Annotated in this window: 30 protein-coding genes and 1 tRNA gene; 14 read left to right on the top strand and 17 right to left on the bottom strand. The window is 57.9% G+C overall.

The window, feature by feature from the left end; translation table 11 throughout:
• The first annotated feature begins 57 nt into the window (after window positions 1-57).
• A complete protein-coding gene (locus ABLN94_RS01735) occupies window positions 58-270 on the top strand; it encodes a hypothetical protein (RefSeq protein ID WP_352988535.1) in 213 nt (70 codons plus the stop codon).
• Here the strand turns inward: ABLN94_RS01735 and ABLN94_RS01740 are convergent, their stop codons facing one another.
• From ABLN94_RS01740 to ABLN94_RS01775, 8 genes are all read right to left on the bottom strand, one after another.
• Window positions 271-1,350 (bottom strand): 2'-deoxycytidine 5'-triphosphate deaminase, encoded by a 1,080-nt coding sequence (locus ABLN94_RS01740; RefSeq protein ID WP_352988537.1) that lies wholly within the window; start codon window positions 1,348-1,350, stop codon window positions 271-273.
• Between the two features lie 61 nt (window positions 1,351-1,411).
• A tRNA-Pro gene (locus tag ABLN94_RS01745) sits at window positions 1,412-1,488 on the bottom strand.
• 62 nt (window positions 1,489-1,550) lie between these two features.
• Window positions 1,551-2,180, bottom strand: a complete 630-nt coding sequence (locus ABLN94_RS01750; RefSeq protein ID WP_352988538.1) for a MerR family transcriptional regulator — start codon at window positions 2,178-2,180, stop codon at window positions 1,551-1,553.
• A gap of 18 nt (window positions 2,181-2,198) precedes the next feature.
• Complete coding sequence (ihfA, locus tag ABLN94_RS01755) at window positions 2,199-2,501, bottom strand: integration host factor subunit alpha (RefSeq protein WP_008755922.1); 303 nt, start codon at window positions 2,499-2,501, stop codon at window positions 2,199-2,201.
• A gap of 96 nt (window positions 2,502-2,597) precedes the next feature.
• Window positions 2,598-3,569, bottom strand: a complete 972-nt coding sequence (locus ABLN94_RS01760) for a beta-ketoacyl-ACP synthase III (protein WP_352988540.1) — start codon at window positions 3,567-3,569, stop codon at window positions 2,598-2,600.
• Between the two features lie 21 nt (window positions 3,570-3,590).
• Window positions 3,591-4,679: a phosphate acyltransferase PlsX gene (plsX, locus tag ABLN94_RS01765; RefSeq protein ID WP_352988542.1), complete on the bottom strand. Its 1,089-nt coding sequence runs from the start codon at window positions 4,677-4,679 to the stop codon at window positions 3,591-3,593.
• Between the two features lie 23 nt (window positions 4,680-4,702).
• Complete coding sequence (gene rpmF, locus ABLN94_RS01770; protein ID WP_008756996.1) at window positions 4,703-4,909, bottom strand: 50S ribosomal protein L32; 207 nt, start codon at window positions 4,907-4,909, stop codon at window positions 4,703-4,705.
• A 205-nt stretch (window positions 4,910-5,114) separates the two neighbouring features.
• The gene (locus ABLN94_RS01775; RefSeq protein WP_352988544.1) at window positions 5,115-5,651 is read right to left on the bottom strand and encodes a YceD family protein; all 537 of its coding nucleotides are present in this window, start codon (window positions 5,649-5,651) and stop codon (window positions 5,115-5,117) included.
• Window positions 5,652-5,735: 84 nt separating this feature from the next.
• On the opposite strand from ABLN94_RS01775, the gene ABLN94_RS01780 reads away from it, so the two are divergent.
• The 3 genes from ABLN94_RS01780 to ABLN94_RS01790 all read left to right on the top strand — a co-directional run bounded on the left by ABLN94_RS01780 (window position 5,736) and on the right by ABLN94_RS01790 (window position 8,907).
• Window positions 5,736-6,212: an outer membrane protein assembly factor BamE gene (locus ABLN94_RS01780; protein ID WP_352988546.1), complete on the top strand. Its 477-nt coding sequence runs from the start codon at window positions 5,736-5,738 to the stop codon at window positions 6,210-6,212.
• 110 nt (window positions 6,213-6,322) lie between these two features.
• Complete coding sequence (locus ABLN94_RS01785; protein ID WP_352988548.1) at window positions 6,323-7,057, top strand: GNAT family N-acetyltransferase; 735 nt, start codon at window positions 6,323-6,325, stop codon at window positions 7,055-7,057.
• Window positions 7,058-7,098: 41 nt separating this feature from the next.
• Entirely contained in the window at window positions 7,099-8,907 is a 1,809-nt protein-coding gene (locus ABLN94_RS01790; protein ID WP_352988550.1) for an ABC-F family ATP-binding cassette domain-containing protein, read from the top strand.
• Here the strand turns inward: ABLN94_RS01790 and ABLN94_RS01795 are convergent.
• Both ABLN94_RS01795 and ABLN94_RS01800 read right to left on the bottom strand, forming a co-directional pair.
• Window positions 8,904-9,455, bottom strand: a complete 552-nt coding sequence (locus tag ABLN94_RS01795) for a sugar O-acetyltransferase (protein ID WP_352988551.1) — start codon at window positions 9,453-9,455, stop codon at window positions 8,904-8,906. The two genes, ABLN94_RS01790 and ABLN94_RS01795, sit on opposite strands and share 4 nt — an antisense overlap.
• 9 nt (window positions 9,456-9,464) lie before the next feature.
• The gene (locus ABLN94_RS01800; protein WP_352988553.1) at window positions 9,465-10,220 is read right to left on the bottom strand and encodes a 3-hydroxyacyl-CoA dehydrogenase; all 756 of its coding nucleotides are present in this window, start codon (window positions 10,218-10,220) and stop codon (window positions 9,465-9,467) included.
• A 209-nt stretch (window positions 10,221-10,429) separates the two neighbouring features.
• Here ABLN94_RS01800 and ABLN94_RS01805 point away from each other — a divergent pair, with 209 nt between their 5' ends.
• A complete protein-coding gene (locus tag ABLN94_RS01805; protein WP_352988555.1) occupies window positions 10,430-11,128 on the top strand; it encodes a hypothetical protein in 699 nt (232 codons plus the stop codon).
• Window positions 11,129-11,202: 74 nt separating this feature from the next.
• Here ABLN94_RS01805 and tyrS read toward each other — a convergent pair whose 3' ends face one another.
• Window positions 11,203-12,456 carry a tyrosine--tRNA ligase gene (tyrS, locus tag ABLN94_RS01810; RefSeq protein WP_352988557.1) on the bottom strand — a complete coding sequence of 418 codons (1,254 nt, stop codon included), beginning with the start codon at window positions 12,454-12,456 and terminating at the stop codon, window positions 11,203-11,205.
• Window positions 12,457-12,638: 182 nt separating this feature from the next.
• On the opposite strand from tyrS, the gene ABLN94_RS01815 reads away from it, so the two are divergent.
• Together ABLN94_RS01815 and ABLN94_RS01820 are read left to right on the top strand one after the other, a co-directional pair.
• Window positions 12,639-13,760: an anhydro-N-acetylmuramic acid kinase gene (locus ABLN94_RS01815; protein ID WP_352988559.1), complete on the top strand. Its 1,122-nt coding sequence runs from the start codon at window positions 12,639-12,641 to the stop codon at window positions 13,758-13,760.
• Window positions 13,761-13,871: 111 nt separating this feature from the next.
• Window positions 13,872-14,465: a dimethylsulfonioproprionate lyase family protein gene (locus tag ABLN94_RS01820; RefSeq protein ID WP_352988561.1), complete on the top strand. Its 594-nt coding sequence runs from the start codon at window positions 13,872-13,874 to the stop codon at window positions 14,463-14,465.
• 73 nt (window positions 14,466-14,538) lie between these two features.
• On the opposite strand, the gene ABLN94_RS01825 is transcribed toward ABLN94_RS01820, so the two are convergent.
• Together ABLN94_RS01825 and ABLN94_RS01830 are read right to left on the bottom strand one after the other, a co-directional pair.
• On the bottom strand, window positions 14,539-15,423 hold the full coding sequence (locus tag ABLN94_RS01825) for a fatty acid desaturase (RefSeq protein WP_352988563.1): 885 nt from the start codon (window positions 15,421-15,423) through the stop codon (window positions 14,539-14,541).
• Window positions 15,424-15,426: 3 nt separating this feature from the next.
• Window positions 15,427-15,846, bottom strand: a complete 420-nt coding sequence (locus tag ABLN94_RS01830; protein WP_352988565.1) for a cupin domain-containing protein — start codon at window positions 15,844-15,846, stop codon at window positions 15,427-15,429.
• Between the two features lie 88 nt (window positions 15,847-15,934).
• Here ABLN94_RS01830 and ABLN94_RS01835 point away from each other — a divergent pair, with 88 nt between their 5' ends.
• Window positions 15,935-17,353 carry a protein adenylyltransferase SelO gene (locus tag ABLN94_RS01835; RefSeq protein ID WP_352988993.1) on the top strand — a complete coding sequence of 473 codons (1,419 nt, stop codon included), beginning with the start codon at window positions 15,935-15,937 and terminating at the stop codon, window positions 17,351-17,353.
• Window positions 17,354-17,371: 18 nt separating this feature from the next.
• Here the strand turns inward: ABLN94_RS01835 and ABLN94_RS01840 are convergent, their stop codons facing one another.
• Window positions 17,372-18,259, bottom strand: a complete 888-nt coding sequence (locus ABLN94_RS01840) for a DMT family transporter (protein ID WP_352988567.1) — start codon at window positions 18,257-18,259, stop codon at window positions 17,372-17,374.
• Between the two features lie 218 nt (window positions 18,260-18,477).
• Between ABLN94_RS01840 and ABLN94_RS01845 the strand changes: the two genes are divergently transcribed.
• From ABLN94_RS01845 to ABLN94_RS01870, 6 genes are all read left to right on the top strand, one after another.
• A complete protein-coding gene (locus tag ABLN94_RS01845; protein WP_352988568.1) occupies window positions 18,478-19,182 on the top strand; it encodes an endonuclease/exonuclease/phosphatase family protein in 705 nt (234 codons plus the stop codon).
• A 73-nt stretch (window positions 19,183-19,255) separates the two neighbouring features.
• Window positions 19,256-19,669 carry a Fur family transcriptional regulator gene (locus tag ABLN94_RS01850; protein ID WP_170489341.1) on the top strand — a complete coding sequence of 138 codons (414 nt, stop codon included), beginning with the start codon at window positions 19,256-19,258 and terminating at the stop codon, window positions 19,667-19,669.
• A 137-nt stretch (window positions 19,670-19,806) separates the two neighbouring features.
• A complete protein-coding gene (locus ABLN94_RS01855; RefSeq protein WP_352988570.1) occupies window positions 19,807-20,688 on the top strand; it encodes a DMT family transporter in 882 nt (293 codons plus the stop codon).
• 124 nt (window positions 20,689-20,812) lie between these two features.
• On the top strand, window positions 20,813-22,087 hold the full coding sequence (eno, locus tag ABLN94_RS01860; RefSeq protein ID WP_352988572.1) for a phosphopyruvate hydratase: 1,275 nt from the start codon (window positions 20,813-20,815) through the stop codon (window positions 22,085-22,087).
• A 49-nt stretch (window positions 22,088-22,136) separates the two neighbouring features.
• Window positions 22,137-22,790, top strand: coding sequence for an immunity protein Imm33 domain-containing protein (locus tag ABLN94_RS01865; protein WP_352988574.1), 654 nt, complete (start codon window positions 22,137-22,139; stop codon window positions 22,788-22,790).
• 274 nt (window positions 22,791-23,064) lie between these two features.
• Window positions 23,065-23,232 (top strand): hypothetical protein, encoded by a 168-nt coding sequence (locus ABLN94_RS01870; RefSeq protein WP_352988576.1) that lies wholly within the window; start codon window positions 23,065-23,067, stop codon window positions 23,230-23,232.
• Here the strand turns inward: ABLN94_RS01870 and ABLN94_RS01875 are convergent.
• The 3 genes from ABLN94_RS01875 to mazG form a co-directional block, all read right to left on the bottom strand.
• Window positions 23,229-23,678, bottom strand: coding sequence for a GNAT family N-acetyltransferase (locus ABLN94_RS01875; protein ID WP_352988577.1), 450 nt, complete (start codon window positions 23,676-23,678; stop codon window positions 23,229-23,231). The two genes, ABLN94_RS01870 and ABLN94_RS01875, sit on opposite strands and share 4 nt — an antisense overlap.
• Complete coding sequence (locus ABLN94_RS01880; RefSeq protein ID WP_352988579.1) at window positions 23,675-24,616, bottom strand: nucleoside hydrolase; 942 nt, start codon at window positions 24,614-24,616, stop codon at window positions 23,675-23,677. Before ABLN94_RS01880 ends, ABLN94_RS01875 begins: the two co-directional genes overlap by 4 nt.
• Window positions 24,617-24,679: 63 nt before the next feature.
• Complete coding sequence (mazG, locus tag ABLN94_RS01885) at window positions 24,680-25,537, bottom strand: nucleoside triphosphate pyrophosphohydrolase (RefSeq protein WP_352988995.1); 858 nt, start codon at window positions 25,535-25,537, stop codon at window positions 24,680-24,682.
• Window positions 25,538-25,545 lie beyond the last annotated feature (8 nt).

The raw sequence follows: 25,545 nt of genomic DNA on the forward strand, positions 1-25,545 counted from the left end.
GCCCTTTTGTTGTTACTTGGATCGCCTATGTTGGAACTCGGGAAACGGAGTTGAGCAGTGAACGCCAACCGGATCATTGACATGATCGTACGTCCGGTTATGCGTCGCATAGTAAACAAAGGCGTGGATAAGGGATTTGACATGGCGAGCCGCATGGGTGGCCAGCCAGACGACCCCAAGCGGGCGAGGAATAACGGACCACGCCCGTCGCAGAACCTGAAACAAGCGCAGCGGATCACCCGCCAGATGCGGCGGTTCACAAAGTTCTGATCAGCTAACTGACTTGAAATGTTTGGATAATTTCAGGCCTTGTCCCTGATAGTTTGACGCGATGCCTGCACCGTATAGCTGCGTGGGCATCTCGGCCATTTTCTCATAGACAAGCCGTCCGACGACCTGACCATGCTCCAGCACAAATGGGGCCTCGTGGCAGCGCACTTCCAGTACGCCGCGCGAACCCGCACCACCAGCTGCGGCGTGGCCGAAACCTGGGTCAAAGAAACCTGCGTAGTGAACGCGGAATTCACCTACCATCGCTAAATAGGGCGCCATTTCAGCGGCATACAGGGGCGGGATATGAACCGCCTCGCGGCTGACGAGGATGTAAAACGCGCCTGGGTCGAGAATAATACGGCCGTCGGTGGTGCGCACCTCTTCCCAATATTCCTGCGGATCGTATTCGCCGATCCGGTCCAGGTCGATCACTCCGGTATGCGGTTTGGCGCGATAGCCAACCAGGTCGGTGTCAGGCAGTTGTAGATCGACCGAAAACCCCAGGCCGTCCTGAATCACCGCAGGACCATCCACCAGAGGTGAGTCACTATGCAGCGCGGTCAGTTCCGCATCGCTGAGTACGGCCTGACCTTGACGGAACCGAATCTGGTTCAGGCGCATGCCCGGTCGCACCAGCACCGAGAATGAGCGGGGGCAGATTTCGGCGTAGAGAGGTCCGGTGTAACCAGCGTGAACACGGTCGAATTCTGTACCGCCATCGGTGATGGTACGCGTTAGCAGATCCAGACGCCCGGTCGAGCTTTTGGCATTGGCCACCGCAGTGACGCCATCGGGCAGGGCCAACGACTCCATTAGTGGCACCAGATAGACGCAGCCTTTCTCAAGAACTGCGCCGTCCGAGATGTCGATGCGATGCATCTCGAACTCAGCCAAACGATCCGCCACCGAGCGTCCTTCGCCCGCGAGAAACGACGCGCGCACGCGGTAAGCAACTGTTCCGAGGCGCAAATCCAGGCTGGCGGGCTGTACCTGGGCAGCAATGATCTCGGGGTTTGCGGTGATCTCACCGCGTTCGATCATCGCCTCGATCTGTTGGTTTGGGCATACACCTGTCATTCCGATCCCCCCTGATGCCAGAGCGGGATCTGGCCTATTTGCCATAAACGTCGGTGTGATTTGGTCGGGCTAGCAGGACTCGAACCTGCGACCTTCCGTCCCCCAGACGGACGCGCTACCAGGCTGCGCCATAGCCCGACGTTGAGGTGTTCATAAAGACTTTCCCGGCAGGGGCAAGAGGAAATCATCGCCTTTTTTTCTTATCCCGCCGTTCGGTTTTCAATGCGATCCAATACGGCGCGCAAGTCCTTTGCCACCGGTGCAATCTGTTTCAATAACTGATCGTCAAAATCGGTGCGTTCCCACGCCTGCGTTGCGATTCCACCCAACAGAGGGGATTCATCCAGATACTCTGGTTCGGACTTTTCTGAGGCTGTTTCAGGTACGGGCACGGACGGTTGCGCCTGCGGCGGTGCAGCAGGTGTCTCTGGTTTGGGCTTAGCAGCTGCAGAATCGCCAAGATCCAGTTTGATCTGTTCGTTCGCCGGGGCTGGCTTGGATGTAAAGGGAACAACAACATTGTCGTTCGCCGAAGCTGCCGGTTCAGCGGGCTCATCCAGCCCCTGTGACAACGACGCGACGTAGTTCACACCCTGTTCTCGCAGGATGCGCTGAACGCCCTTGATGGTGATCCCATCCTCGTGCAGCAATTTCTTGATGCCGCCCAGAAGACGCATGTCGTTGGGTCGGTAATAGCGCCGACCCCCGGCACGTTTCACCGGCTTGACCTGATTAAAGCGGCTTTCCCAGAATCGCAGTACATGAGCCTGAACGCCCAGCCAGTCCGCAACTTCACTGATCGTGCGAAAAGCGTCGGGGGACTTGCTCATGACCGTGCCGTCCTGATCTTACTTGCGGTTCCCTGCGGCGACGCGATCCTTCATAAGGTGCGACGGGCGGAACGTCAGAACACGGCGGGGCTGAATCGGAACTTCTTCGCCGGTTTTGGGGTTGCGACCGATGCGGGCGGTCTTGTCCCGAACGCTGAAGGTGCCAAAAGACGAGATCTTCACCTGCTCGCCGCGCACCAAGGCGTCGGACATGTGGTTCAGAACGCTTTCAACCAGCTGCGCACTTTCGTTGCGTGACAGGCCGACCTCGCGGAAGACGGCCTCGCTCAGATCCATTCGGGTCAGTGTTTTATCGCCCATACCATTTCCCCTGTTGATGCCATAGAATATGGCGGGGGGAAATTCACTGTCAATATCAATGAATTGCGGGCCTGTGTGTAAGCCGAATTGCGCCGGTTACCAGCGCAGAACAACCGCACCCCATGCCAGACCACCTCCGATGGCCTCAGTCACGATCAGATCACCTTGTTTGATCTGCCCGCGCTGTTTGCCGACAGACAGGGCGAGGGGAATCGATGCTGCCGATGTGTTACCGTGATCTTGTACGGTAACCACCACGTTTTCTATTGGCAGGCCCATTTTCTTGGCGGTGCCTTGGATAATGCGGATATTGGCCTGATGCGGCACGATCCAGTCCACATCCGTACTGGCAAGACCCACGCTTTCCAAAGCGGTATTGGCTGTTTTTGCAAGTTTTTCAACGGCATGGCGGAAGACTTGGTTGCCCTGCATGCGCAAGTGACCGGTTGATTGGGTTGATACGCCCCCATCCACGTAGAGCAAGTCCTTATAGCGACCGTCCGAGTTCAGATCGGTGGACAGAATACCCCGATCGTCCGAAGTTCCTTCGCCCTCTTGCAACTCAAGCACCAGTGCACCGGCGCCGTCACCGAACAGAACGCAAGTGGAGCGATCTGACCAATCCATGATTCGCGAGAAGGTTTCGGCCCCGATGACCAACACACGCTTGGCCTGACCCGACAGGATCAGAGCGTTGGCGTTGCACAGGGCAAAGACGAATCCGGCACAAACGGCCTGAACGTCAAAGGCGAACCCGTTGGTCATACCCAGCCGTGCCTGAACCATCGTCGCTGCAGAAGGGAACGTCAGGTCGGCGGTCGAGGTCGCCACAATAATCGCGTCGATATCGTCAGCGGTCAGCCCGGCATCGGCCAACGCGGCCTCGGCCGCTTTGCTGGCAAGATCAGATGTGGTCTCATCATCAGCGGCGAAGTGGCGGCGTTCGATCCCTGAGCGGGTTCTGATCCACTCATCCGACGTATCAAGCGTCTTTTCAAACTCGGAGTTCGGAACGATGCGCTCTGGCAAATAGTGTCCGACTCCTACGACAACTGAACGGCCTGCCATATTGGGTTACTGCCTTTTTTGTTATTCGCCGGCCTTTGACGGCGTGTGGACGGCATCTTGTGCAAGCTCGGCTGTCGATGCAACCCGTGCCGCCAATTTTTCGGCGAAACCAGACTGGGCCAGAGTAAAGGCCAGTTTGACTGCCGCAGAGACTCCGGTGGCATCCGCGCCACCATGTGATTTGACCACAGTTCCGTTGAGGCCAAGGAAAACCCCGCCATTCACGCGGCGTGGGTCGATACGCTTTTTTAGACGATTTAGTGAGGTGATCGCCAGCACAGAAGCCAAGCGCGACAGCGGAGAATATTTGAACGCCTGACGCAGCAGGTCGCCAATCAGGCTGGCCGTGCCTTCGCCTGTCTTGATCGCGACGTTGCCGGTAAATCCATCGGTGACAATGACATCCGCCTTGTCACCGGGAATGTCGCTGCCTTCCACAAAGCCGACAAATTCGAAATTCGCCTGCTCTGAGAAATCCGCGATCATCCCGTGCGCTTCTTTCAGCTCGGCGCGGCCCTTGTGCTCTTCGGTGCCGACATTCAGCAGGCCGATCCGGGGTCGTTCCAACGCCAATCCGTTGCGAGCGTAGGACGCGCCCATCAAAGCGTATTGCAGCAGATCCTTGGCGTCGGCCCGCACATCTGCGCCCACGTCAAGCATCACGTTGAACCCCTGCGGGTTGCGCGAGGGCCACAGAATCGCAATCGCCGGACGGTTCACGCCCGGCAACTTGCGAAGCCGCATCATCGACAACGCCATCAGCGCGCCGGTATTGCCGCAGGACACAGCGCCGTGCGCTTCTCCCTGACGTACCGATTCCAGCGTCGACCACATCGAGGTCTGCTTGCCGTTACGGACAACCTGACTGGGCTTGTCCTCCATCGTGACCACATCGGAGCAATCACGAAAAACGACGCGCCCCTGGAGGACACGCCGTTTGGCGACAAGTTTGCGCAGCATTTGCTCAGGCCCATGCAGGACGAACGCAATATCGGGATTCTTATTTGCCGATTTGGCAATGCCCGCAACCACGGTCGCGGGCCCCGAGTCTCCGCCCATAGCGTCAACCGAGATGGTAATCCGTCCGGTGTGCGAGGGCTGTTCAGTCATGCCTTGCCTGCGCGTTTAAAGGCTTAGGCCGCGTCTTCGTCCAGATCGATTTCGTCGGCCTGTGCGACGACTTCGCGGTCATCGTAGTGGCCGCAGGATGCGCAGACGTGGTGCGGGCGCTTCAGCTCGCCGCAGTTCGGGCATTCGTTCGGGTTTGCAGCAACCAGAGCGTCGTGTGCGCGGCGGTTGTTGCGACGCGACTTGGAAACTTTGTTCTGTTGGACGGCCATGGTCTCAACCTTTGTCTACTAAGGGCCAACAGATTCGCTGTGGGCCGGGTTTCATTCTTCGTTTTCTCGTGGTTCGACGCGCGTTTAGGGGACTAGCCCCACGTTGTCCAACCCAAATTCCGATGAGCGCGCGAAAATACTGCGATTCTCGACATGTTCAAGCGATTTTTCTGAGCGCCTGCTATGACAGGAAAACAGACCTATGTCACTCGTCTTTTTTCAATGCGTCGCGCAGACCGGCCAGACCGGCAAATGGTTTGACATCCTCATCGGTCATCGCCTGTTTGCCGGGCTCGGTAAAGTCGACCTGTCCCAGTTCCGCACCGTCCTTGCGCGGATATTGGGGCAGGGCCAGCGACAGGGCCTCGATCATAACAAGGGTGGGGTCGATCTCAGCGCCAAGCTGTTCGGTCTCATCACCTTCGGGGATTTCGAATTCCGGCTCTTCGGGGTCGACCCAGTCGGCAACATAAATCCGGGTTACCGGAATATCGATCCGGGTGGTGACCGGCTCAAGCGTTACGACACAGGGCTGAATCACCGTAGCGCCCAGTTTTCCCTTCAAAGCCCAGTCGCGTTTGCCTTGTGCCCTTACGTCACCCACAAAGCTAAGCTTGCGCAGGCCCAACAGGCCAAGCTCGCCCTTAATGGCCTCCAACGCCTTGGAGTCAGGGCGTAGCTCAAATGGGGTAGGTGCGTTTTGGGGCAGGTCGGCCACCCGCAGAGATGTTTGCTTGCTCATTCGTGACCCTTTCCTGTGTTGAACCGGGGCTGCGGTTTCTGTAATCGGATAGGGTCCGCACGGGGCCAAGGCAAGAGGGTGTAAATGTTGAAGGTTGTGAACAGGTTGAAACCGGCGTCGAAAACGCTTGTCTTTGCGGCCTGTCTGGCAGCTGTCGGAGCATGCACGCCCGTCTTCAAGAATCACGGATATATCCCGACGCCGGAAGACTTGGCCGAGATCAAGGTGGGCGTCGATACCCGAGACAGCGTGATCGAGACAGTCGGTGCGCCCAGTTCGTCCGGTGTGGTTCGAGACTCCGGATTTTATTACGTCCGGTCGCGCGTCCGCCACTATGGTCCGAAAAGACCGGAAGTGGTCTCGCGCGAGTTGGTGGCAATCAGCTTCGATGATCGGGGTGTCGTCCGCAATGTCGAACGATTTGGGCTGGAAGACGGAATCGTTGTTCAGCTGGATCGTCGCGTGACTGAATCGTCGATTGAAAGTTCGGGCTTCCTGCGTCAGCTGCTGGGCAATATCGGCAACTTCAACCCGGCCAATATTCCGGGAGCCACCCAGTAATAGTAATAGTAATAAAGAGCCACATCTTGCTGTAGTCACACGACGGTCACACAATGTGTGCTAAGGGCGCGGCAAGAAGAAATAGGTCGGCAACTGTGGAGTATGCGACCATGGCACTATTGCTTGGCAAGGGGCGGTATCGCGCCCGTTTGGCACAGTCGCCGCAGGATGTTGTGGCGGCGCAGTTGCTTCGAACGCTTGCCTTCGAAACAGAGCAAGCCGGTCAGGACGGTTTTGATCCGCTTTGCGCACATATACTAATTGAAGACATGTCAAAGGGTGGACAACTGGTCTGCTGCTTCCGCTTGCTGACTATGGATGACGGGACCGAGATCGGACGCAGTTATTCTGCGCAATTCTATGATCTGTCCGCCCTAGAAGGGTTTGAAGGCCGGATGGTCGAGATGGGGCGGTTCTGCATTCATCCCGAGTGGACAGACCCGGACATTCTGCGTGTCGCTTGGGGTGCGATGACGGCCTATGTTGACCAGAACAACGTGGAGATGCTGTTTGGGTGTTCCTCTTTTGCAGGGACGGAGACCGAGGAGTATCTGGACGCCTTCGCGATGTTGAAACACAGGCATCTGGCTCCGAAACGCTGGTTGCCGCGAGTCAAGGCACCGGATGTTTTCAGATTTGCCACGCGGTTGCGCCGCAGGCCGGATGCAAGAAAAGCGATGCTGCGGATGCCGCCTTTGCTGCGCACCTACCTGATGATGGGGGGCTGGGTAAGCGATCATGCGGTGGTCGATCGCCACATGAACACGCTTCATGTTTTCACCGGGCTCGAAATCAGGGCGATTCCACCGGCGCGAAAACGTCTGCTGCGGACGGTGGCCGGGTAATCGCCGTTGACGCCTTGGCCCTGCCGGTTTAGCTGGCGGGCATGGCGAGAATTCCTTTGTTGCAGATGTCCGGCATTTCCCTGACTTTCGGGGGTGATCCGGTGTTTTCCGAGCTTGATCTGGTGGTTCAGCCGGGCGACTGTGTGGCCTTGGTTGGGCGAAACGGGTCAGGTAAATCCACCCTGATGAAAGTTATGGCCGGTTTGGTCGAACCTGATCAGGGTGAGATTGTAGTCCCTCCTGGGAAATCAGTGGGTTACATGGAGCAAGACCCCGGAATGGAAGGGTTTGCCACGCTTGGCGACTATGCCTCCAGCGGGTTGGAGCCGGGGGAACTGTACAAGGTTGAACGCGCCGGTGAGGGATTGAAATTCGACCCGTCCCGTTCGGTCGAAACTGCGTCGGGCGGTGAGCGTCGGCGAGCGGCATTGGCCAAGCTGATGGCTGAAGCGCCTGACCTGATGCTGCTGGACGAGCCGACCAACCATCTGGATATTGAAGCCATCGCGTGGCTGGAGCGTGAATTAGGATCGACCCGCGCAGCGTTCGTGCTGATCTCACACGACCGCGCCTTTCTGCGTGCACTAACTCGCGCGACCCTGTGGATTGATCGCGGTGCCGTGCGGAGGCAGGAACAGGGGTTCGAAGCATTCGAAACCTGGCGTGACAAGGTCTGGGAAGAAGAAGACCAACAGCGCCACAAGCTGAACCGTCTGATCAAGTCCGAGGCCAAATGGGCCGTTGAAGGCATTAGCGCTCGGCGCAAACGCAATCAGGGTCGAGTACGAGCTTTACAGGCGTTGCGGGCCGAAAAAGCTGCACAGATCAAGCGGCAAGGGTCGGCTGCGATGACGCTGGAGGCTGGACCGAAGTCGGGTCGAAAAGTGATTGAAGCTAAAGGGTTAGCCAAGGGCTTTGACGACAAGCAGATCGTTCGGAACTTTGACCTGTTGGTGCAACGTGGCGACCGGGTGGCTTTTGTCGGACCCAACGGTGTTGGCAAGACGACACTTCTGAATATGCTCTTGGGCCAAGAGCAGCCGGATGAGGGCTCGGTGACCTTGGGTACTAATCTTGAAGTTGCGGTGTTTGACCAAACCCGCGCGCAGTTGGACCCTGAAATGAGCCTGTGGGACAGCCTGACCGGCGACCCCGAGATGCGGGTGTCGGGCAAGGCCGATCAGGTAATGGTGGGCGGCCAGCCCAAACATGTGGTCGGCTACCTCAAGGAATTCCTGTTCGATGAACGGCAGGCAAGAGCGGCTGTTAAGTCCCTGTCGGGCGGCGAAAAAGCGCGGTTGTTGCTGGCTAAACTAATGGCCAAGTCCTCGAACCTTTTGGTGCTGGACGAACCGACCAACGATCTGGATGTGGAAACGCTGGACCTGTTGCAGGAACTGCTGGATGACTATGACGGCACCGTTCTGCTGGTCAGCCATGACCGGGACTTTCTGGACCGTGTGGCCACTACGACCATCGCGATGGAGGGTAATGGTCGTGCCACAGTCTATGCGGGCGGGTGGTCTGACTATATCGCCCAGCGTGGGGACGTTTTTGAAAAGAAGGTCGAGAAAACAAAACCCTCCAAGCCAAAGGTGAAGCAAGAAAACCAGCCCAAATCCGGTCTGTCTTTCTCGGAGAAACACCGGCTTGAAAAATTGCCCGCCGAAATCGCCCGGCTTGAAGCCGAAATCGGCAAGCTGGAAGAGCTCATGTCCGATCCCGAACTATTTACCCGCGAGCCGGTCAAATTCCAGAAGGCGACCGAGGCGCTGGTTGAGCGGCAGGAAAAACTGGCCGCGGCTGAGGATGAGTGGCTGACGCTCGAAGAAAAAGCTGAGGGCGCCTAGGGCCGATCCAGCGGTCGGGCAGGGTTTCCGATTACCGTTTCTCCCGCGGCGACGTCTTTCGTTACAACGGCGCCCGCGCCGACGGTCGCGTTGTCGCCGATTGTGATGCCGGGCATCAGGATGGCACCTCCGCCAATCCAGACATTCTGGCCAATTGTCACTGGCAGCCCGATTTCAAGGCCCCGAGCGCGTTCAGCGGGGTCCTTGGCATGCTGGGCGCAATAGATATGAACATGGGGGCCGAACATTGTGTCGTCTCCTACACGGACGGGCGCAGTATCAAGAACCACGCAGCCTGCGTTGAAGTATACTCGGTTGCCCAAGCTAACGTTCATCCCATAGGCGCAATGGAAGGGTGCCTCGATAAAACAATTGTTTCCAGCGCTGGCGAAAAGGTCCCGAAGTTCGGGTGCTATTGCGCCACGGTCATCCGGCGTGCAGGTGTTATGGGCGTGAACCGCGCGCCGGGCCTGAGCACGTAACACCTCCAGCGCCGGGTCCAGGCAACAATACCATTGCCCGGCCTGCATTTTTTCCCGCTCAGTCATATTCAAGGCCTAACGCATACGCAGGGCGCCGTCGATGCGAATGACTTCTCCGTTCAGGTAGCCCATCTCGACAATAAACCCGGCCAATCGTCCGTATTCACGCGGGTCGCCCAAGCGAGGCGGGTTGGGAACGTCGGCGGCCAGTTGCTGTTGTACTTCTTCCGGCAGGCCAGCCAGCATCGGGGTCATGAAGATGCCGGGGGCTATTGCCATTACTCGTATCCCGGTCGAGGCCATGTCTCGCGCCATTGGTAGGGTCATTCCAACGACCCCCCCTTTCGAGGCTGCATAAGCTGCCTGACCTTTTTGCCCGTCAAACGCTGCAATCGATGCGGTGTTGATGATCACCCCGCGAGCACCGTCCGGCTCAGGCTCGTTCTTTGCCATCTCGGTGGCGGCGAGTCGCGAGACGTTGAAAGTTCCAACCAGATTGATGTCGATAGTGCGTTGAAACGCATCCAGAGGGTGGGGGCCGTCCTTTCCCACTGTCTTGATGCCATAGGCAATTCCGGCGCAGTTTATGGTGGCCGTGATACGTCCCATCTTACCTTTCGCGTAAGCTATAGCGACCGCGACTGAGGTTTCGTCAGTCACGTCTGTCTCAGCAAAGTGCCCGCCAATCTCGGCCGCGATATTCGCGCCACGCGTGGCATCTCGATCCAGAATGGTGACCTGCGCACCTTGTTCTGCGAAGTGGCGTGCGGTTGCTTCGCCCAGTCCTGATGCGCCGCCCGTGATAATCGCACATGTGGTGGCCAAATGCATTGTGGTTCCTTCCTTCAAAGATATGAACGCATGTTCATTTAATGCAAAGATTTAGGCCCTGTCCATAATTTTGGCGCAGATTTCCTGCGGTCTAAGCCTTTTCTCAAGCCTTTGTCAGACACTCTTTAATCAAGCTTAATGCTCAAGTCTCACATCGATATCCAGCTAGATGACGCGTCGAAAAGACGCCGTGCAAGGAGACAAAGGTTATGGGTAAGAGTTTGAAATTAGGAATTCCTGCGCTTGTGGCAGCACCGTTATTAACCGTTATGGCGGCGAGCAATGCGGCTGCGGCACCCGAGGTTTGCAACTGGAAAACCGCGCGGGATGCGGCAAACCGGGGGGATTATCAGGCGATGTGCGACTGCCAGCAGGTGACTCCCAGCTTTTTGGAGCGCCTTCAGTCGCGTTCCGATTTCGCAACCACATTGCGCAATACGTCTGCGCAGTGCCCGGGACTAGCCGCTTTGCTGACTGATCAGCCGACAGGGTCAATCGGCGCGTCCGGTAACGCGGGTGAAAACCGCGGAGGCGAGCAGTCTGCCGGTCTGGGTTCGAATACAGGCGGAGGGGGTGGTAACCCTGGTGGCGGCAATCCCGGCGACGGCGGGAGTGACCCTGGCGATGGCGGCAGTGATCCCGGTGATGGTGGCAGCGACCCCGGCGACGGTGGTAGCGATCCCGGTGACGGTGGTAGCGACCCGGGTGATGGTGGCGGCAACGGCGGGAACAATGGCGGCCCTGGCAATGGCAACGGAAACAACGGGAACTCCGGTAACGGCGGAGGCAATAATGGTGGCTCTGGCCCCGGAACCGGAAACGGCGGCGGGAACAACGGCCACGGCAATGGTTCCGGTCATGGCGGCGGCGGTCACGGCAACGGTGGCAGCAATGGCGGCAAACGGTAATCGTCCCCACACCTTCGGAAAAGAAAACGGCCACCCAATCGGGTGGCCGTTCTGCTTTTTTATTTAGGTTTTTATTAGCCCAGCTGGACCAAGGCGTGGCGCTTTTTGCCCGCGCTCAGCTTGATCGGAGACGACAAGGCACCGGCGTCAATCATGAGCCCCGCATCAGTCAGCGGCGCGTCGTCCAGTTTGGCTCCGTTCTCGGCAATCAGGCGTTTGGCCTCTTTGCCCGATTTCGCCAGGCCAGACTTCACGATGATCTGAACGATGGACATGCCGTCGCCCAACTCAGCCGCGCTGAGGGTCAGGGTGGGAAGGTCTCCGCCCACACCGCCCCTTTCGAATACCTCGCGGGCGGTAGCCTCGGCGGTCGCCGCAGCTTCGGCACCGTGTGCAAGGGTGGTCACTTCGTTGGCGAGGCAGATCTTGGCCTCGTTGATCTCGGATCCTTGCAGCGCACCCAGACGGTCACACTCATCCACCGGCATTTCAGTGTAGAGTTTCAAGAAACGCCCGACATCCGCGTCGGTGGTGTTGCGCCAGAACTGCCAGAACTCGTAGGGCGAGCGCATGTCGGCGTTCAGCCAGACTGCTCCGTCCTGAGATTTACCCATCTTCTTGCCGTCGCTGGTGGTCAACAGGGGCGAGGTCAGGCCATAAATCTCGTGATCCAGCACACGGCGGGTCAGGTCGATCCCGTTGACGATATTGCCCCACTGGTCGCTGCCGCCCATCTGCAGAACGCAGCCATAACGACGGTTCAGCTCAAGAAAGTCATAGGCCTGCAGGATCATGTAGTTGAACTCGAGGAAGCTCAGCGACTGTTCACGATCCAGCCGTGATTTCACCGATTCAAAGCTCAGCATTCGGTTGACCGAGAAGTGCCGCCCGATGTCCCGCAGGAAATCGAGGTAGTTCAGGTCGTCCAGCCACTCGGCGTTGTTCAGCATCAGCGCCTTGTTTTCGGCGTCGGTGTCATAGTCGATATAAGCCGAGAACACCTTTTTGATGCCGGAGATGTTTTCGTCGATCTGTTCGGGGCCCAGAAGGGGGCGTTCGTCCGCACGGAATGACGGGTCACCCACCTTGGTGGTGCCGCCGCCCATCAGGGTGATCGGCTGGTGGCCGGTTTTTTGGAACCAGCGAAGCATCATGATTTGGATCAGGCTGCCCACATGCAACGACTTTGCCGTGGCATCAAAGCCGATATAAGCCGGTTTACACCCACTGATCAGCGCTTCGTCAAGGCCTTGATAATCAGTGCAGTCGGCGAGAAAGCCGCGCTCGATCATCGTGGCGATGAAATCTGATTTGGGGTGGTAGGTCATATCGTGCCCTTTGGGTTGATGTTGCGGGGCACTGTATAGGCGGCGCGTTGGTCGAGGAAAAGGCACCATTTCCAAGAAAAACGCGAGCTCCACACGATGTGGCTTGCCTTGGCTTTACGTTACCGTGCAGGTTGTGGGCAACGCGCCGAGAAACGGGTGCGACAGGCTATAAGAGGGCGAACGTGAGCCGTGCGATCAGCAAAATAGGCGCAATCAGGGCGTTGGGCGCAATGTCCGGGACATCACTTGATGGCGTGGACGCCGCTGTGGTCGAGACAGACGGGCTGCGCATACTAGGATTTGGTCCAAGCGGATACCGGGCTTACTCTGATCAGGAGCGGGAAGTCCTGCGATCAGCGCTTGGGCAATGGCACGGGCCAAACGTGGATGCGGCTGCCGAGTTGGTAACCATTGCCCATGCCGAGGCGTTGTCTGAATTCGAAGAGATCGACCTGATCGGTTTCCATGGTCAGACCCTTGCACACGAACCACGCGGGCGCGGGACATTGCAGGTGGGCGATGGAAAGGGGCTGGCGCAGGCGTTGGGCGTTCCGGTCGTCTGGGATTTCCGCAGTGATGACGTGACTATGGGAGGCGAAGGCGCCCCGTTGGCACCCTTCTTCCACTTCGCCTGCACCAAGTGGATCGGAGCCACGGAACCGCTGTGTTTCCTGAATCTTGGCGGAGTGGGGAATCTGACCTATGTCGACCCCAGCTTTGATGGACCGGAAACGCCGGGGGCTTTGCTGGCCTTTGACACTGGTCCTGCAAATGCACCGGTTGACGATCTTATGCAGGCACGTCTTGGGCAGCCGATGGACCGGGATGGCGAGGTGGCCCGCGGCGGCACGGTTGAAATGGGTGCGCTGGAGCTGTTTCTGGCTGAGCCGTTCTTTTCCCGCATGCCGCCGAAATCGCTGGACCGTAACGACTTTGCCGAGATGATCGGGCTGGTGAAAGAGCTGTCCGACGCTGATGCCGTGGCGACCTTGACCGGCATGTGCGCGGCGGGAGTGCTGCAGGGAATGGAGCATTGTCCCAAGACACCCTCCCGCGTGTTGGTGACAGGCGGTGGACGGCGCAATCCGGTGCTGATGGAGATGCTGCGCGTCTCACTGGACTGCCCGGTTGAACCGGTCGAGGCAGTTGGTCTGGACGGAGATATGCTCGAAGCGCAAGCCTTTGCTTATCTCGCGGTGCGCATTGCGCGGGGCTTACCAACCTCATGCCCGGGGACGACGGGCGTGAAGGCGTTGGTCGGCGGAGGCGTGGTAAGTGCGGTTTCGTTGCGCGCGGGTGGCTGAAAGGTGTTCGACGCGGTTCTTGCTTGCAGAACCAGAAAGCCCAGTAAAACTTTTTGAGTAGTGTCGCGTGTAGGCTAGCTCGGATGAAAGTTCCGGGTATCTCCTGCCAACATGAACAAAAGCGACATTTACCAGAGGCTGCTTCGCCTTTCGCGCGATGCTTACATCGGGCATTCCGAGTTGATGTCCTTCACACCCTATCCGGACGACGTTGCGCGGCAGGCGATCACGCCTTTCCATCGCCCGTGCGGTGACGTTCTGCGGCAGGAGACGGGTTTGGTTTCTGAGACCTATGCCGAACTCAAAGACGCAATTATAGACGCGGCGCCGTACGTCGTCTGGCGTGAAACCTACAAGCACACAAATATCGGGGAACGGTTCCTGAACAACTTTGGGTGTTACTCTATCGTTGGTGAAGGGGGGCCTTTCTCATCGCGGCAGATTCGGATGTGGGTCGTCTACATGCCCCCCGGGCTGTACTATCCGTGGCATCATCATCCGGCAGAAGAGACGTATCTGGTGATATCTGGAAGCGCGGTGTTCAAGCGCAAGGGTTGCCCGGATGAAACGCTCGGCGAGGGCAGCACAGTGTTTCATGAAAGCAATCAGCCTCACGCGATGGAGACGCTGGAAGATCCAGTTTTATGTATGGTCGCTTGGCGAAACGGTTTCGACACGCCGCCGGTGTTGACCACTCCGACTTAGTCACCAGTTACGTGTCGACTGAGATCTACACATATCGGTCGGGGTGATGCTGCAACCTGTTGAACGCACAGAGTTACAGGGATTTCACGTAGTCCACCGCAAATTCAGAATACCCATCCGAGGTCGACTTCAGGTGCGCCTTGGTCCAACCGTGTAAGGCAGGCAATTGGTGAAAAGGCACGTTGGGAAAGGCGTGGTGCTCGGTGTGATAGGGCATGTTCCACGCCAGAAACCGGACGATGCGATTGGTGAATGTGGTGCGGGAATTCTCGAGCATATTGGCGACCGGAGGGCACATGCCGTGTTCGGCCAGCAGGTAGAGGCGCAGGAACGGTTGCGCGATCAGCACCGGCAGAAACCATAGCCAGAAGAGTGTCATAGAATAGAACAGGCTAAGAACAGCCGCCAAGTACAGACCCAGCAATAGCCGTGCTTCAAGGCGCATAGCCCCGTGCTGTCGGGCAGGCAGGTAGGGCGCGTCAATCCGATTAATGGCGTTTCGGATCAGAACCTGTGCCATCGCTGCCCAATACGTCCAACCGCTGAGATAGATCAGCAGGTCTCGCCAATTCCCGGGCCGGGGTTTGCCGCTCAGTTCCGGATCATTCTCTGGGTGGTTGGTCCATTTGTGATGGGCCAGGTGGAAATAGCGAAACCAAGTAAAGGGTAGGGCAATTGGAATTGAGACCAGATGCCCGATGACATCGTTTAGCCAGCCGCTACGAAACGGTGTTTTGTGCGTGCATTCGTGGCTGAGGGTGAACAGGAAGACCAGTAAGATACCCTGAGGTAAGACAAACAGAGGCCAAAGAGGAACTCTGAATGCGATACAGGTGGAGGTGGCTGCCAGCAGTGCGCCATATAGCGCTAAATGCCGAAGCCCTGCCGCATCAGACCGCTTTTGCAGGCTTTCCTTCGCCTCGGACGGGATTGACGCTATGAGGGCGCGATGGTCCATGTCTCAGCGGCTTGGGATATCGAACCCAGGCGCGGCCAGCTCGAACCCGTCGAATTCGAACCCGGGTGAGACTGTGCAACTGACCAGAGTAAAATCTCCGGTCGTCTGCGCCGATTGCCAATGGTTCGTCGGCACGATCACTTGTGGAGCGCCTTTCGTAAGGTCCGGAGTCAGCAGTTGATTGGTTGCGGGGCCGTCTTCGGTGGCGCTGAGCGACAGGGTCAATGGGGCGCCGGCGTGGTACAGCCAGATCTCGGTGGCGTCGACGCGGTGCCAGTGGCTGCGTTCACCCGCTTGCAGTAGAAAATAGATACAGGTGCCAGAAGCGCGGCCTTCGTTGTCGGCGCGCCATGTTTCGCGGAACCAGCCGCCCTCTGGGTGGCGCTGAAGGGCTAGGTGCTTGATGATCTGTAGCGCGGTCATGATGATCTCTTTTTCAGTTCGGGGCGATTATGCACGCGGGCGTGCGATCCGCTATGGTATTTGTGCATTTCAGCAATATGTTTGCGTCATGACGCTGACTATCCCGTTCGACAACAGTTACGCCCGCCTCCCTGACGGGTTTTTTGCGCGTCAGGCTCCTGTGCCTGTGCGTGCTCCCCGTTTGGTAGCCTTCAACGAAGGGTTGGCGCAAATCCTGCGCATCTCGCCCGGAGATGTGCAGGAGATGGCCGAGACCTTTGCGGGTAACACGCTGCCCGAAGGGGCCGAGCCAATTGCACAGCTTTATTCAGGGCATCAATTCGGGACCTACAACCCTCAACTCGGTGACGGGCGCGCTGTTTTGTTGGGGGAAACGGTTGGTACTGATGGAGTGCGACGAGACATTCAGTTGAAAGGTTCGGGGCAGACGCCCTTCAGCCGCCGGGGTGATGGCCGGGCTTGGCTGGGGCCGGTGCTGCGTGAATATGTAGTTTCCGAAGCGATGCATTCGCTTGGTATCCCTACGACCCGCGCCCTGGCTGCTGTCGAAACTGGCGAGGTCGTGCTGCGCGAAGGCCCAATGCCCGGCGCGGTCCTGACCCGTATCGCTAAAAGCCATTTGCGCGTGGGTACTTTTCAGGTGTTCGCAGGGCGTAGGCAGGTCGCAAACCTCAAGCGGCTCACCGACTACGCGATCGACCGACACTATCCGCAGGCCGATGGACCAATGGGGCTGTTGCGCGAAGTGCGGGATGCGCAGGCGCGGCTGATTGCGCAATGGATGAGCGTTGGCTTTATTCATGGGGTGATGAATACCGACAATTCCTCGATAGCAGGCGAGACGATCGACTATGGCCCCTGTGCCTTCATGGACAGGTATCACCCGAACACGGTCTACAGCTCGATCGACCGAATGGGGCGTTATGCCTACTCCAACCAGCCGGACATCGCAGTGTGGAATTTGGCGCAACTGGCGACGGCTCTGATCCAACAGTTGGATGATCCTGAAAGTGCCGTGCAAGAAGCCACTGAGATCGTGCATGCGATGCCTGGCCTGATCCAGCAGGAATGGCTGAAACACTTCCGCGCCAAGATCGGCCTGATCACTGAAGAAAAGGGCGATGAGGCGCTGATTACCGACCTGTTGACCAGAATGGCGCATAACAGTGCGGATTTTACCAACACCTTCCGGGCGCTGGGCGGTGACAATGCCCGCGATCAGTTCCTTGACCCTGAAGCCTATGATGAATGGGCCAAAGGCTGGCGCGCTCGGCAGGAGCGCGAACAAGACCCGCAGGCGGTGATGAAAGCCGTCAACCCGGCTTTCATTCCGCGCAACCACCGGATTGAGCAGATGATACAAGCAGCCGTTCAGGGAGACTATGCTCCGTTCCATCGGCTGAACGCGGTACTGGCACATCCCTACGAGGACCAACCTGAAGCGAGTGACCTGACGCATCCTCCGACCGAGAAGGAAGTGGTACACGCGACGTTTTGCGGGACATAGTTTGGTTGGGAAGCGCCCTCATTCCCGGATAATTTCCAATGCGGCGGCGCTGACGATCAGGGTTGCGCCCAGCAGTTCACGCAGGCCGAACGGCTCACCGGAAAGGGCTGCGGCTGAGGCAAGCCCGACCACCACTTCGCTCATCAGTAAAATACCGACGCGTGCCGGGGATAGTTTTGTCGCGGGCCAGATGGTCATGAAAATCATCGGCAGGACATAGAGGGCCGAGAGCAAAACGAAGACCAGTATTCGGAGCGTATCTGTTCCTGCAATGTCTGGTCGTATGGGGCCCGGTAAAAACACGAGGCCAATCAGCGACAGGACCATCGCGCCTAGAACAAAGGACAGGACCTGTCCGGACAAAGAAATACTGTTTGTGCGATACAGGCCGAGCGTACCCAGCGCCCAGCACATGCCAGAGGCCAGGGCCAGCCAGTCACCTAAATTCTTGGGCCAGGGCAGGCCGCCTGCGTCGCCAAGGACAACGAATAGCCCCCCGATCCCGCAAAGCAGGCCGATGATGCGCCCAATGCCAATGCGTTCTTTAAGAAATACGACGCCCAGTATCGTGCCCCATATAGGTGTCAGGTAAAACAACAGGATCGAGCGGACGACTTCGGTGTAAACAAGGCTGATTGAATACAAGCTGAAAGCTGCGCCTGTGAACATGCCGCTGATCATGAGATCCCACCATTGCGCCGCCAGCGTGTGCCGCTTGTGCCAGACCAAGGGAACCAGAACAAGAAGCGCAGAGCTATACATCGCGATGCCAGGCCATGGGCCAGTCAGCCCGAGGTCATAGAAGAACCGAACGGGTATCCAATAGAGGCCCCACATCATGCCGCCAATCACCAGGACGAGGCTGGCGCGTGTGGTGTTGCCCGACTGGATACTGCTTGAAACCATTGATCCCTCCGATGGGTTGGCAATGCGCCACCGCCGTTATGACGGGATAGAGCCTTGGCGGGTAACGGATCAAGGAAAACAGCTTTAGCTGGTCGTTTCTTAGGCAAACGTCTTTGTCGCGCTGTAGAGCCGGGGCTAAGTCTGTATTGCTGCTGTTAAAGGGGTTGCACCCAGCGAGCAGCGTGGCACTCTGGTTCCATTGGAATGAACAGAGCCTCATGAAACCTCAATCGACCCTGCGTATCGCCAGCTACAACATTCAGAAATGCGTCGGACTCGATCTCCGACGTCAGCCGCAGCGTATCCTACAGGTAATCGACAGCATGCAGGCCGATATAGTGGTATTGCAGGAGGCGGATAAACGTTTACCGCCGCGCCCCGCGGCGCTACCGCATTTCATGCTGGATGAAGGCGGATGGCAGATCGTCGATCTGGGCGGTGCCGGCAGTCTGGGCTGGCATGGGAACGCCGTGATCTGGCGGGGCGACGCAATCCGGGTGCGGAAGACCGGGCATCACGACCTTCCGGGGCTGGAGCCTCGGGGGGCGGTGCGGGTCGAGTTTGATACACATATCGGGCCGCTGAGAGTGATGGGAATGCATCTGGGCCTTTTGTCGGCGTCTCGTCGCCAACAGATCACCCATATTCGTCATTTCGACAATGAACTGAACCACATGCCCACCGTCTGGGCCGGAGATTTCAACGAATGGTCACGCCAGCCGGTGCTGGACCATTTGGCCCCCGATATGCAGTTCCTGCCACCAGTCCCAAGCTTTCCCGCCGCACAGCCGCTGGGCGCGCTGGACCGGATCGCGCTGGGCGAAGGGCTTGAGGCGGTGCTGCATGGCGTACACAGCGCGCGTCCGGCGCATATCGCCTCGGACCATTTGCCGGTTTGGGCCGACCTGCGGCGTGTAGCCTAGGGTGCAAATACCCTGTGGCGTGATCCGCGCTTAGGGTTTAAGACAGAGAACCGAACTACTTTGAGGGTCACTCATGTCCGACACGATCATCGCCCGTTGCGAAGCCAAAGGCCTGCGCATGACGGGACAGCGCCGTACGATTGCGCGAGTGCTGCAGCAAAGCGAAGATCATCCGGATGTCGAGGAACTCTACTCCCGTGCCTCTCAGGAAGATTCGGGTATTTCCATCGCCACCGTCTATCGGACCGTGAAATTGTTCGAAGAGGCGGGGATTCTTGAACGTCTGGAATTCGGCGACGGGCGCGCGCGCTATGAAGATGCCGAGCGTGACCACCACGATCACCTGATCGATATGCAATCGGGTGAGGTGATCGAATTCGTCGACCCCGAGATTGAGGCGCTACAGGAAAAAATCGCGGCCAAGCTTGGATATAAGCTTAAGGGCCATCGGCTGGAATTGTACGGCGTACCGCTGGAACAGGACTGACTCATCACAAAACGCGAACGGTGGGCGCACGGGAAATCATGTTTTCCGGGCGGATAATGCTTGCCTGAACGGGTGTCTTGCGCTTTTCGTGGGGTAAGTGGCGCAATTTGCGAGCGCAAGTATCTACGGACATGACTATGAACAACGTACACGGCATAGTGCTGGTCGTCGTCGCGATGGCGGCTTTCGCGCTTGAGGATATGTTCATCAAGCACCTGTCGGTCAGCGTATCGACCGGCCAGATCATGGTTGTTCTTGGTGTGGTCTGTGGGCTTGTCTTTGTGCTGATGTCCCTCGCGACGCGCAAACGCATCTTTGATCCCGTGGCGTGGAAACCCTTACCTTTGGCGCGGGCCGGCACCGAGGCGGTCGGGGCGCTGACCTTTGTCACTGCGCTGTCTCTGGTCGACCTGTCCACTGTGGCTGCCGTGTTTCAGGCACTGCCACTGGCCGTCACAATGGGGGCTGCGTTGTTTCTGGGCGAAAAAGTCGGCTGGCGCCGGTGGAGTGCGATTGGCTTCGGTTTTATGGGCGTTTTGATGATTATCCGCCCGGGATTTGCAGGATTCCAGCCCGAGTCTCTGTTTGTTGTGGCAACCGTGATCGCTATCGCCGCGCGCGATCTGATTACTCGACAACTGGACGTTCGCGTCGCTTCGTCCGTTGTAGCGATGCAGGCCTATGTGGCGGTGGCCCTGTCAGGTATGGCTCTGATGGTTTTCTTTGCTCAACCTGTTGTTCCGCTGGAAGCCGCACAAATCGGCCCGTATCTCGGAGCTGTCGGTTTTGGTGTCATAGGGTACTACGGCATCGTCACGGCGATGAGGATTGGTGAGGCCTCGGCCCTGACGCCATTCCGTTACACCCGCCTGATCTTCTCGATTGCGGCAGGCATGCTGATGTTCGGCGAACGCCCCGATGCGATTACGCTGGTTGGGGCCACGCTGATCATGGGGTCGGGCATGTACACATTCATCCGCGAACGTAGGCTGGCCCGGCAGATGGCGGTCGCTGCCTGACGGATCGTCGCAGGTTGGCGCAAACATCTGCCTACAGCCGTGTTAGCGTTAACGTGAATGGTTTACTTTTTGCCCGGTGATGCTAAGAGGCGTGCAACTGATTGCAGCCACAGGGACGGGCCTCATGAGCACCATCATCGACATCCACGCACGCGAAATTTTGGACAGCCGGGGCAATCCGACGGTTGAAGTGGACGTGATTCTGGAAGACGGCACCATGGGCCGCGCCGCTGTGCCCTCGGGTGCGTCGACCGGTGCTTATGAGGCGGTGGAAAAGCGGGACGGTGACAAATCGCGCTACATGGGCAAGGGCGTACTGGAAGCTGTCGCTGCCGTGAACGGTGAAATTGCCGAAGAACTGGTGGGTTTTGACGCGACCGAGCAGGTCGCCATCGACCAAACCATGATCGAATTGGACGGAACCGAGAACAAGGGTCGCCTGGGTGCCAACGCCATTCTGGGTGTCTCGCTGGCGACTGCAAAAGCCGCCGCAGATTTCACGACGCAGCCTCTGTTCCGCTATGTGGGCGGCACCTCGGCGCGCGTGTTGCCTGTGCCGATGATGAATATCATCAACGGTGGCGAGCACGCCGACAACCCGATCGACATTCAGGAATTCATGATCATGCCGACCGCCGCCGCGAACATCCGCGAAGCGGTGCGCATGGGCTCGGAAGTGTTTCACACGCTGAAAAAAGAACTGTCCGCCGCTGGTTTGGCCACTGGTGTCGGCGACGAGGGTGGCTTTGCCCCGAACATCGCCAGCACCCGTGAGGCACTGGATTTCATTCTGAAGTCCATCGAAAAGGCGGGTTACAAACCGGGCGAAGAAATCCACCTGGCGCTGGATTGCGCCGCCACTGAGTACTTCAAGGACGGCAAATACGTGCTGGCAGGTGAGGGCATCTCGCTGACCTCGGAAGAAAATGCAGCCTATCTGGCGGCGCTGGTCAACGACTACCCGATCATCTCAATCGAAGACGGTATGTCCGAGGATGACTGGGACGGCTGGAAATCCCTGACTGATGCCATTGGCGACAAGGTGCAACTGGTTGGTGACGACCTGTTCGTGACCAACCCCGCGCGACTGGCCGAGGGGATCGAGCGCGGTTGTGCGAACTCGATGCTGGTCAAAGTGAACCAGATTGGTTCGCTGACCGAGACCCTGCGCGCAGTCGATATGGCCCACCGCGCGCGTTATACCAACGTGATGTCGCACCGCTCGGGCGAGACTGAGGATGCCACCATTGCCGATCTGGCGGTGGCGACCAACTGCGGTCAGATCAAAACCGGCTCGCTGGCGCGGTCCGACCGGTTGGCCAAGTACAACCAGCTGATCCGTATCGAGGAATCTCTGGGTGAGGTCGCCGAATACGCCGGGGCGTCGATCCTGAAATGACGCGAATGTCGGGGGCTTCGGCCCCCGTTTTTCTTGGGAGGGGGCTGTGGTGAAACCCACGTTTAGACTGCTGGACCCGCGTCCGAGAAAACTGGAAAGCCCGTATACGTTCTATCTGCCAAGCGCCGAGGAGTTGGCCGAGGTTAGACCGGGCGTGATTGTCAAATTAATGTTCAGCGCGATACCTGCCTCGGAAAAGTATGACGCTGAGCGTATGTGGGTTGAAGTAAACGAGCGGCAGGGCGACCAGCTTAAAGGTACGCTTGACAATGATCCCTCTGACATCCCCGGGTTGACCTGCGGCGACGCCGTCGAGTTTGAGCTACACCACATCATCGCGGTTTACTGGGAAGATCCTGATCAAAAAGCCAGGTTTTCATCCGATTTTGACAACTGGTTTGCCCGGTGTTTCGTAGACCCTGCTGTACTAGAAGGGCGCGCTCGCGTGGGGTTCTTGTATCGGGAAGATCCCGAGCATGAAGAGGGCGATAAATATCCCGACACAGGCTGGCGAATTCGGGCGGATGTCATGGAGCTATCCGACGCTGAATATGAAGCCTATGATGAGATTGTTCCCGAATACGTTGCCATAGGTTCGGTATTAAACAGGGATGACAGTATTTTATCTGTTCTGGGGGCGCCGACTGGTAGCCGGTTTGTTCGCGACGAAAAAACAGGCGCGCTTATTGCAGATAATGATTAGAAAAAATTAACATTATTAATGGGTTGCGGTTCGTTTCTCGGCGAATTTCCGTTGATTTGTAGAATGTCTTGTCCCGAAGTCTGCCGAAAAACAAGCCCCGGTTGAAATCATCAGATTGTCAGCTTTTGGAGGAATTTATTTCGCCCTCCAAGCTGTTGATTCACAACGCAATGCTCATGAAGAGTCTGTTTAATGGCCTTTATGTGTGAACTAGTTCCTAACGTATGGTAAACTGTTCTTGCTATTCATTCTCTATTGCAGAGAGGAGAATACGATGACTGTTTCAAAGTTCCTTCTGACGATTTCCATTCTCTCGATTGGGGTACTGTCCGCTTGTTCCGGCCCAGGTACCTATCCGGTTACCGGTATGACCGTTTCGGCAAATGATCCTGTCATGAGCATGGACATACCAGGCATGGATATGGGGGTAGAGGCGCGCTAAAGCGGCTTGCTCATCAGCATATACCGTTCACGCGGTTTGAAACCTGTTCGCAGGTACAAATTTTGTGTGGTTTCGTTGGCGCGGTCGACTTCAAGATGCAAGGCTGTCAGGCCCGCTCCTGCTAGAGCTTTCGGCAGAGCTAGGAGAACTTCGGTGGCGATCCCGCGCCCACGTACTGCTGGGCGGATGTATATCTCGTCGACAAAGCCGTCCATTCCGCCGAATTCCACCGACCAGCCGAATGTCAGCACGATATAGCCCAGCGGCGCGCGACCGGGACCGATCAGATAGACGCAACCGTGGGGGATGCCGTCTAGCAAGGGGGCTAATGCGTTGCGGGTTTGGTCGGCATCCTGAGTGATCCCGGATTCGGCGTGAAAAGCCGTGACCAGCCCCATAAGACGATCCAGATCTTCAGGGCGGGCGAGTTTTAGTGCGGCGCTCATAGGCGGGCTAGCCTTTCTGTTAGCAGGTCGAAGAATCCGGCGGCGTCGACGTCGCCCATGAACATTGCGTTCGGGGCGCGGTCGGTGACACGCCACCAGTCGGCCACGGTCATGCCCAGCGTCAGTTCGGACTGCGTTTCGATCTCAACATTGATATGGCGGCCCGAGAACAACTCTGGCCGGATCAAATAGGCTGTTACGCAGGGATCGTGCAGCGGTGCCCCTTCCGAGCCGTATTTTTCCTTGTCGAAGCGTTCGAAAAAGTCGGTCATCTCAGCCACGGCATGACCGACTTTGCTATCCAGTGCCCGGAACGCATCGATTCGATGCGGTGTGACCAGTGCATCATGGGTCACGTCCAACGGCATGACGACGATATGAGCTCCAGATTTGAACACAATTTCAGCGGCTTCCGGGTCGACGTAAATGTTGAATTCGGCAGCGGGTGTGATGTTGCCAACCTCAAAATAGGCACCACCCATCAATACGACCTCCTGCACCTTGTCGATGATGTCGGGTGCTTTCTGAAAGGCCGTGGCAATGTTGGTCAAAGGTCCCAGCGGGCAAATCGTTACGGTTCCGGGCTCATGCGCGCGCAGGGTGTCGATGATGAAGTCCACCGCGTGCCCATCCGCCAGAGGCATTTCCGGGTCGGGCAGGAGGGGTCCGTCCAGCCCGGTTTTGCCGTGCACATGTTCGGCCGTAACCAAAGGACGTTTCATTGGGGTATCGCACCCGGCATAAACCGGTATGTGTGTGTGTCCGGCCAGTTCGCAAACAATGCGGGCGTTCTTTGCGGTCAGTTCCAGCGGCACGTTTCCGGCAACGGCGGTGATACCAAGTACTTCGATCTCTTCGGGGCTGGCCAAAGCCAGAAGAATGGCGACGGCGTCGTCCTGACCGGGGTCGGTGTCGATGATGATTTTGCGCGGTGCCATGTTTCGCCTCCGGGGTCTTGAAGCGCGGACACTCGCAAGTGTCACCGCGCTTGTCTAGCCGATTTACGTATCGGCAACTGCATCCACTGGCGGGAGTTTGCCGTTGGCGCGATGCTCTTCAGTTTTGACTTCGTCCCAAAGCGCATCCATCTCTGCCAGATCGCTTTGCGTCGGCGTTTTGCCACGGGAGGCCAAGCGAGCCTCAACCTGTTCAAAACGACGGGTGAACTTGGCATTGGTGCGGCGTAGTGCGGCCTCGGGTTCGATGCCCAGATGGCGACCCAGATTGACCATCACGAACAGCAGATCGCCGAATTCATCCTCGAGCGCGTCCGCGTCCATGCTGTTGCGCGCCTCCTCCAACTCGGCGGCTTCTTCGGTGATCTTGGCCAGCACGTGGCTGGCATCGGGCCAGTCGAAACCGACGCGCGCAGCACGTTTCTGCAGCTTGTGCGCGCGCAGCAGGGCGGGAAGGTTTGCCGCAACGCCATCCAAAGCGCCTTTTTGTTCCTTACCGGCGCGTTCGGCGGCTTTGATTGTTTCCCAATCCACGGTCTGTTGATCAGCCGATTTGTCCCGAGATTCGTCTCCAAACACATGCGGATGTCGCGCGACCATCTTGTCTGACATGGTGCGTACCACGTCCTGAAAGGTGAAATGCCCGGCTTCTTCGGCCATCTGCGCGTGGAAAACGGATTGGAACAGCAGGTCGCCCAGCTCGCCCTTCAACTCATCATAGGCCTCACGCTCGATAGCGTCGGCGACCTCATAGGCCTCTTCGATCGTATAGGGTGCGATGGTGCCGAAATCCTGTTCAATGTCCCACGGGCAGCCTGTTTCCGGGTCGCGCAGGCGGCGCATTATTTCCAGCAAACGCTCAATCCCCGCGTCGCTGTCGTGGATCAGAGGATTTTCGGCCATTGCGAACC

Source organism: Ruegeria sp. SCP11, assembly GCF_040329455.1.
Taxonomy (GTDB): domain Bacteria; phylum Pseudomonadota; class Alphaproteobacteria; order Rhodobacterales; family Rhodobacteraceae; genus Ruegeria; species Ruegeria atlantica_E.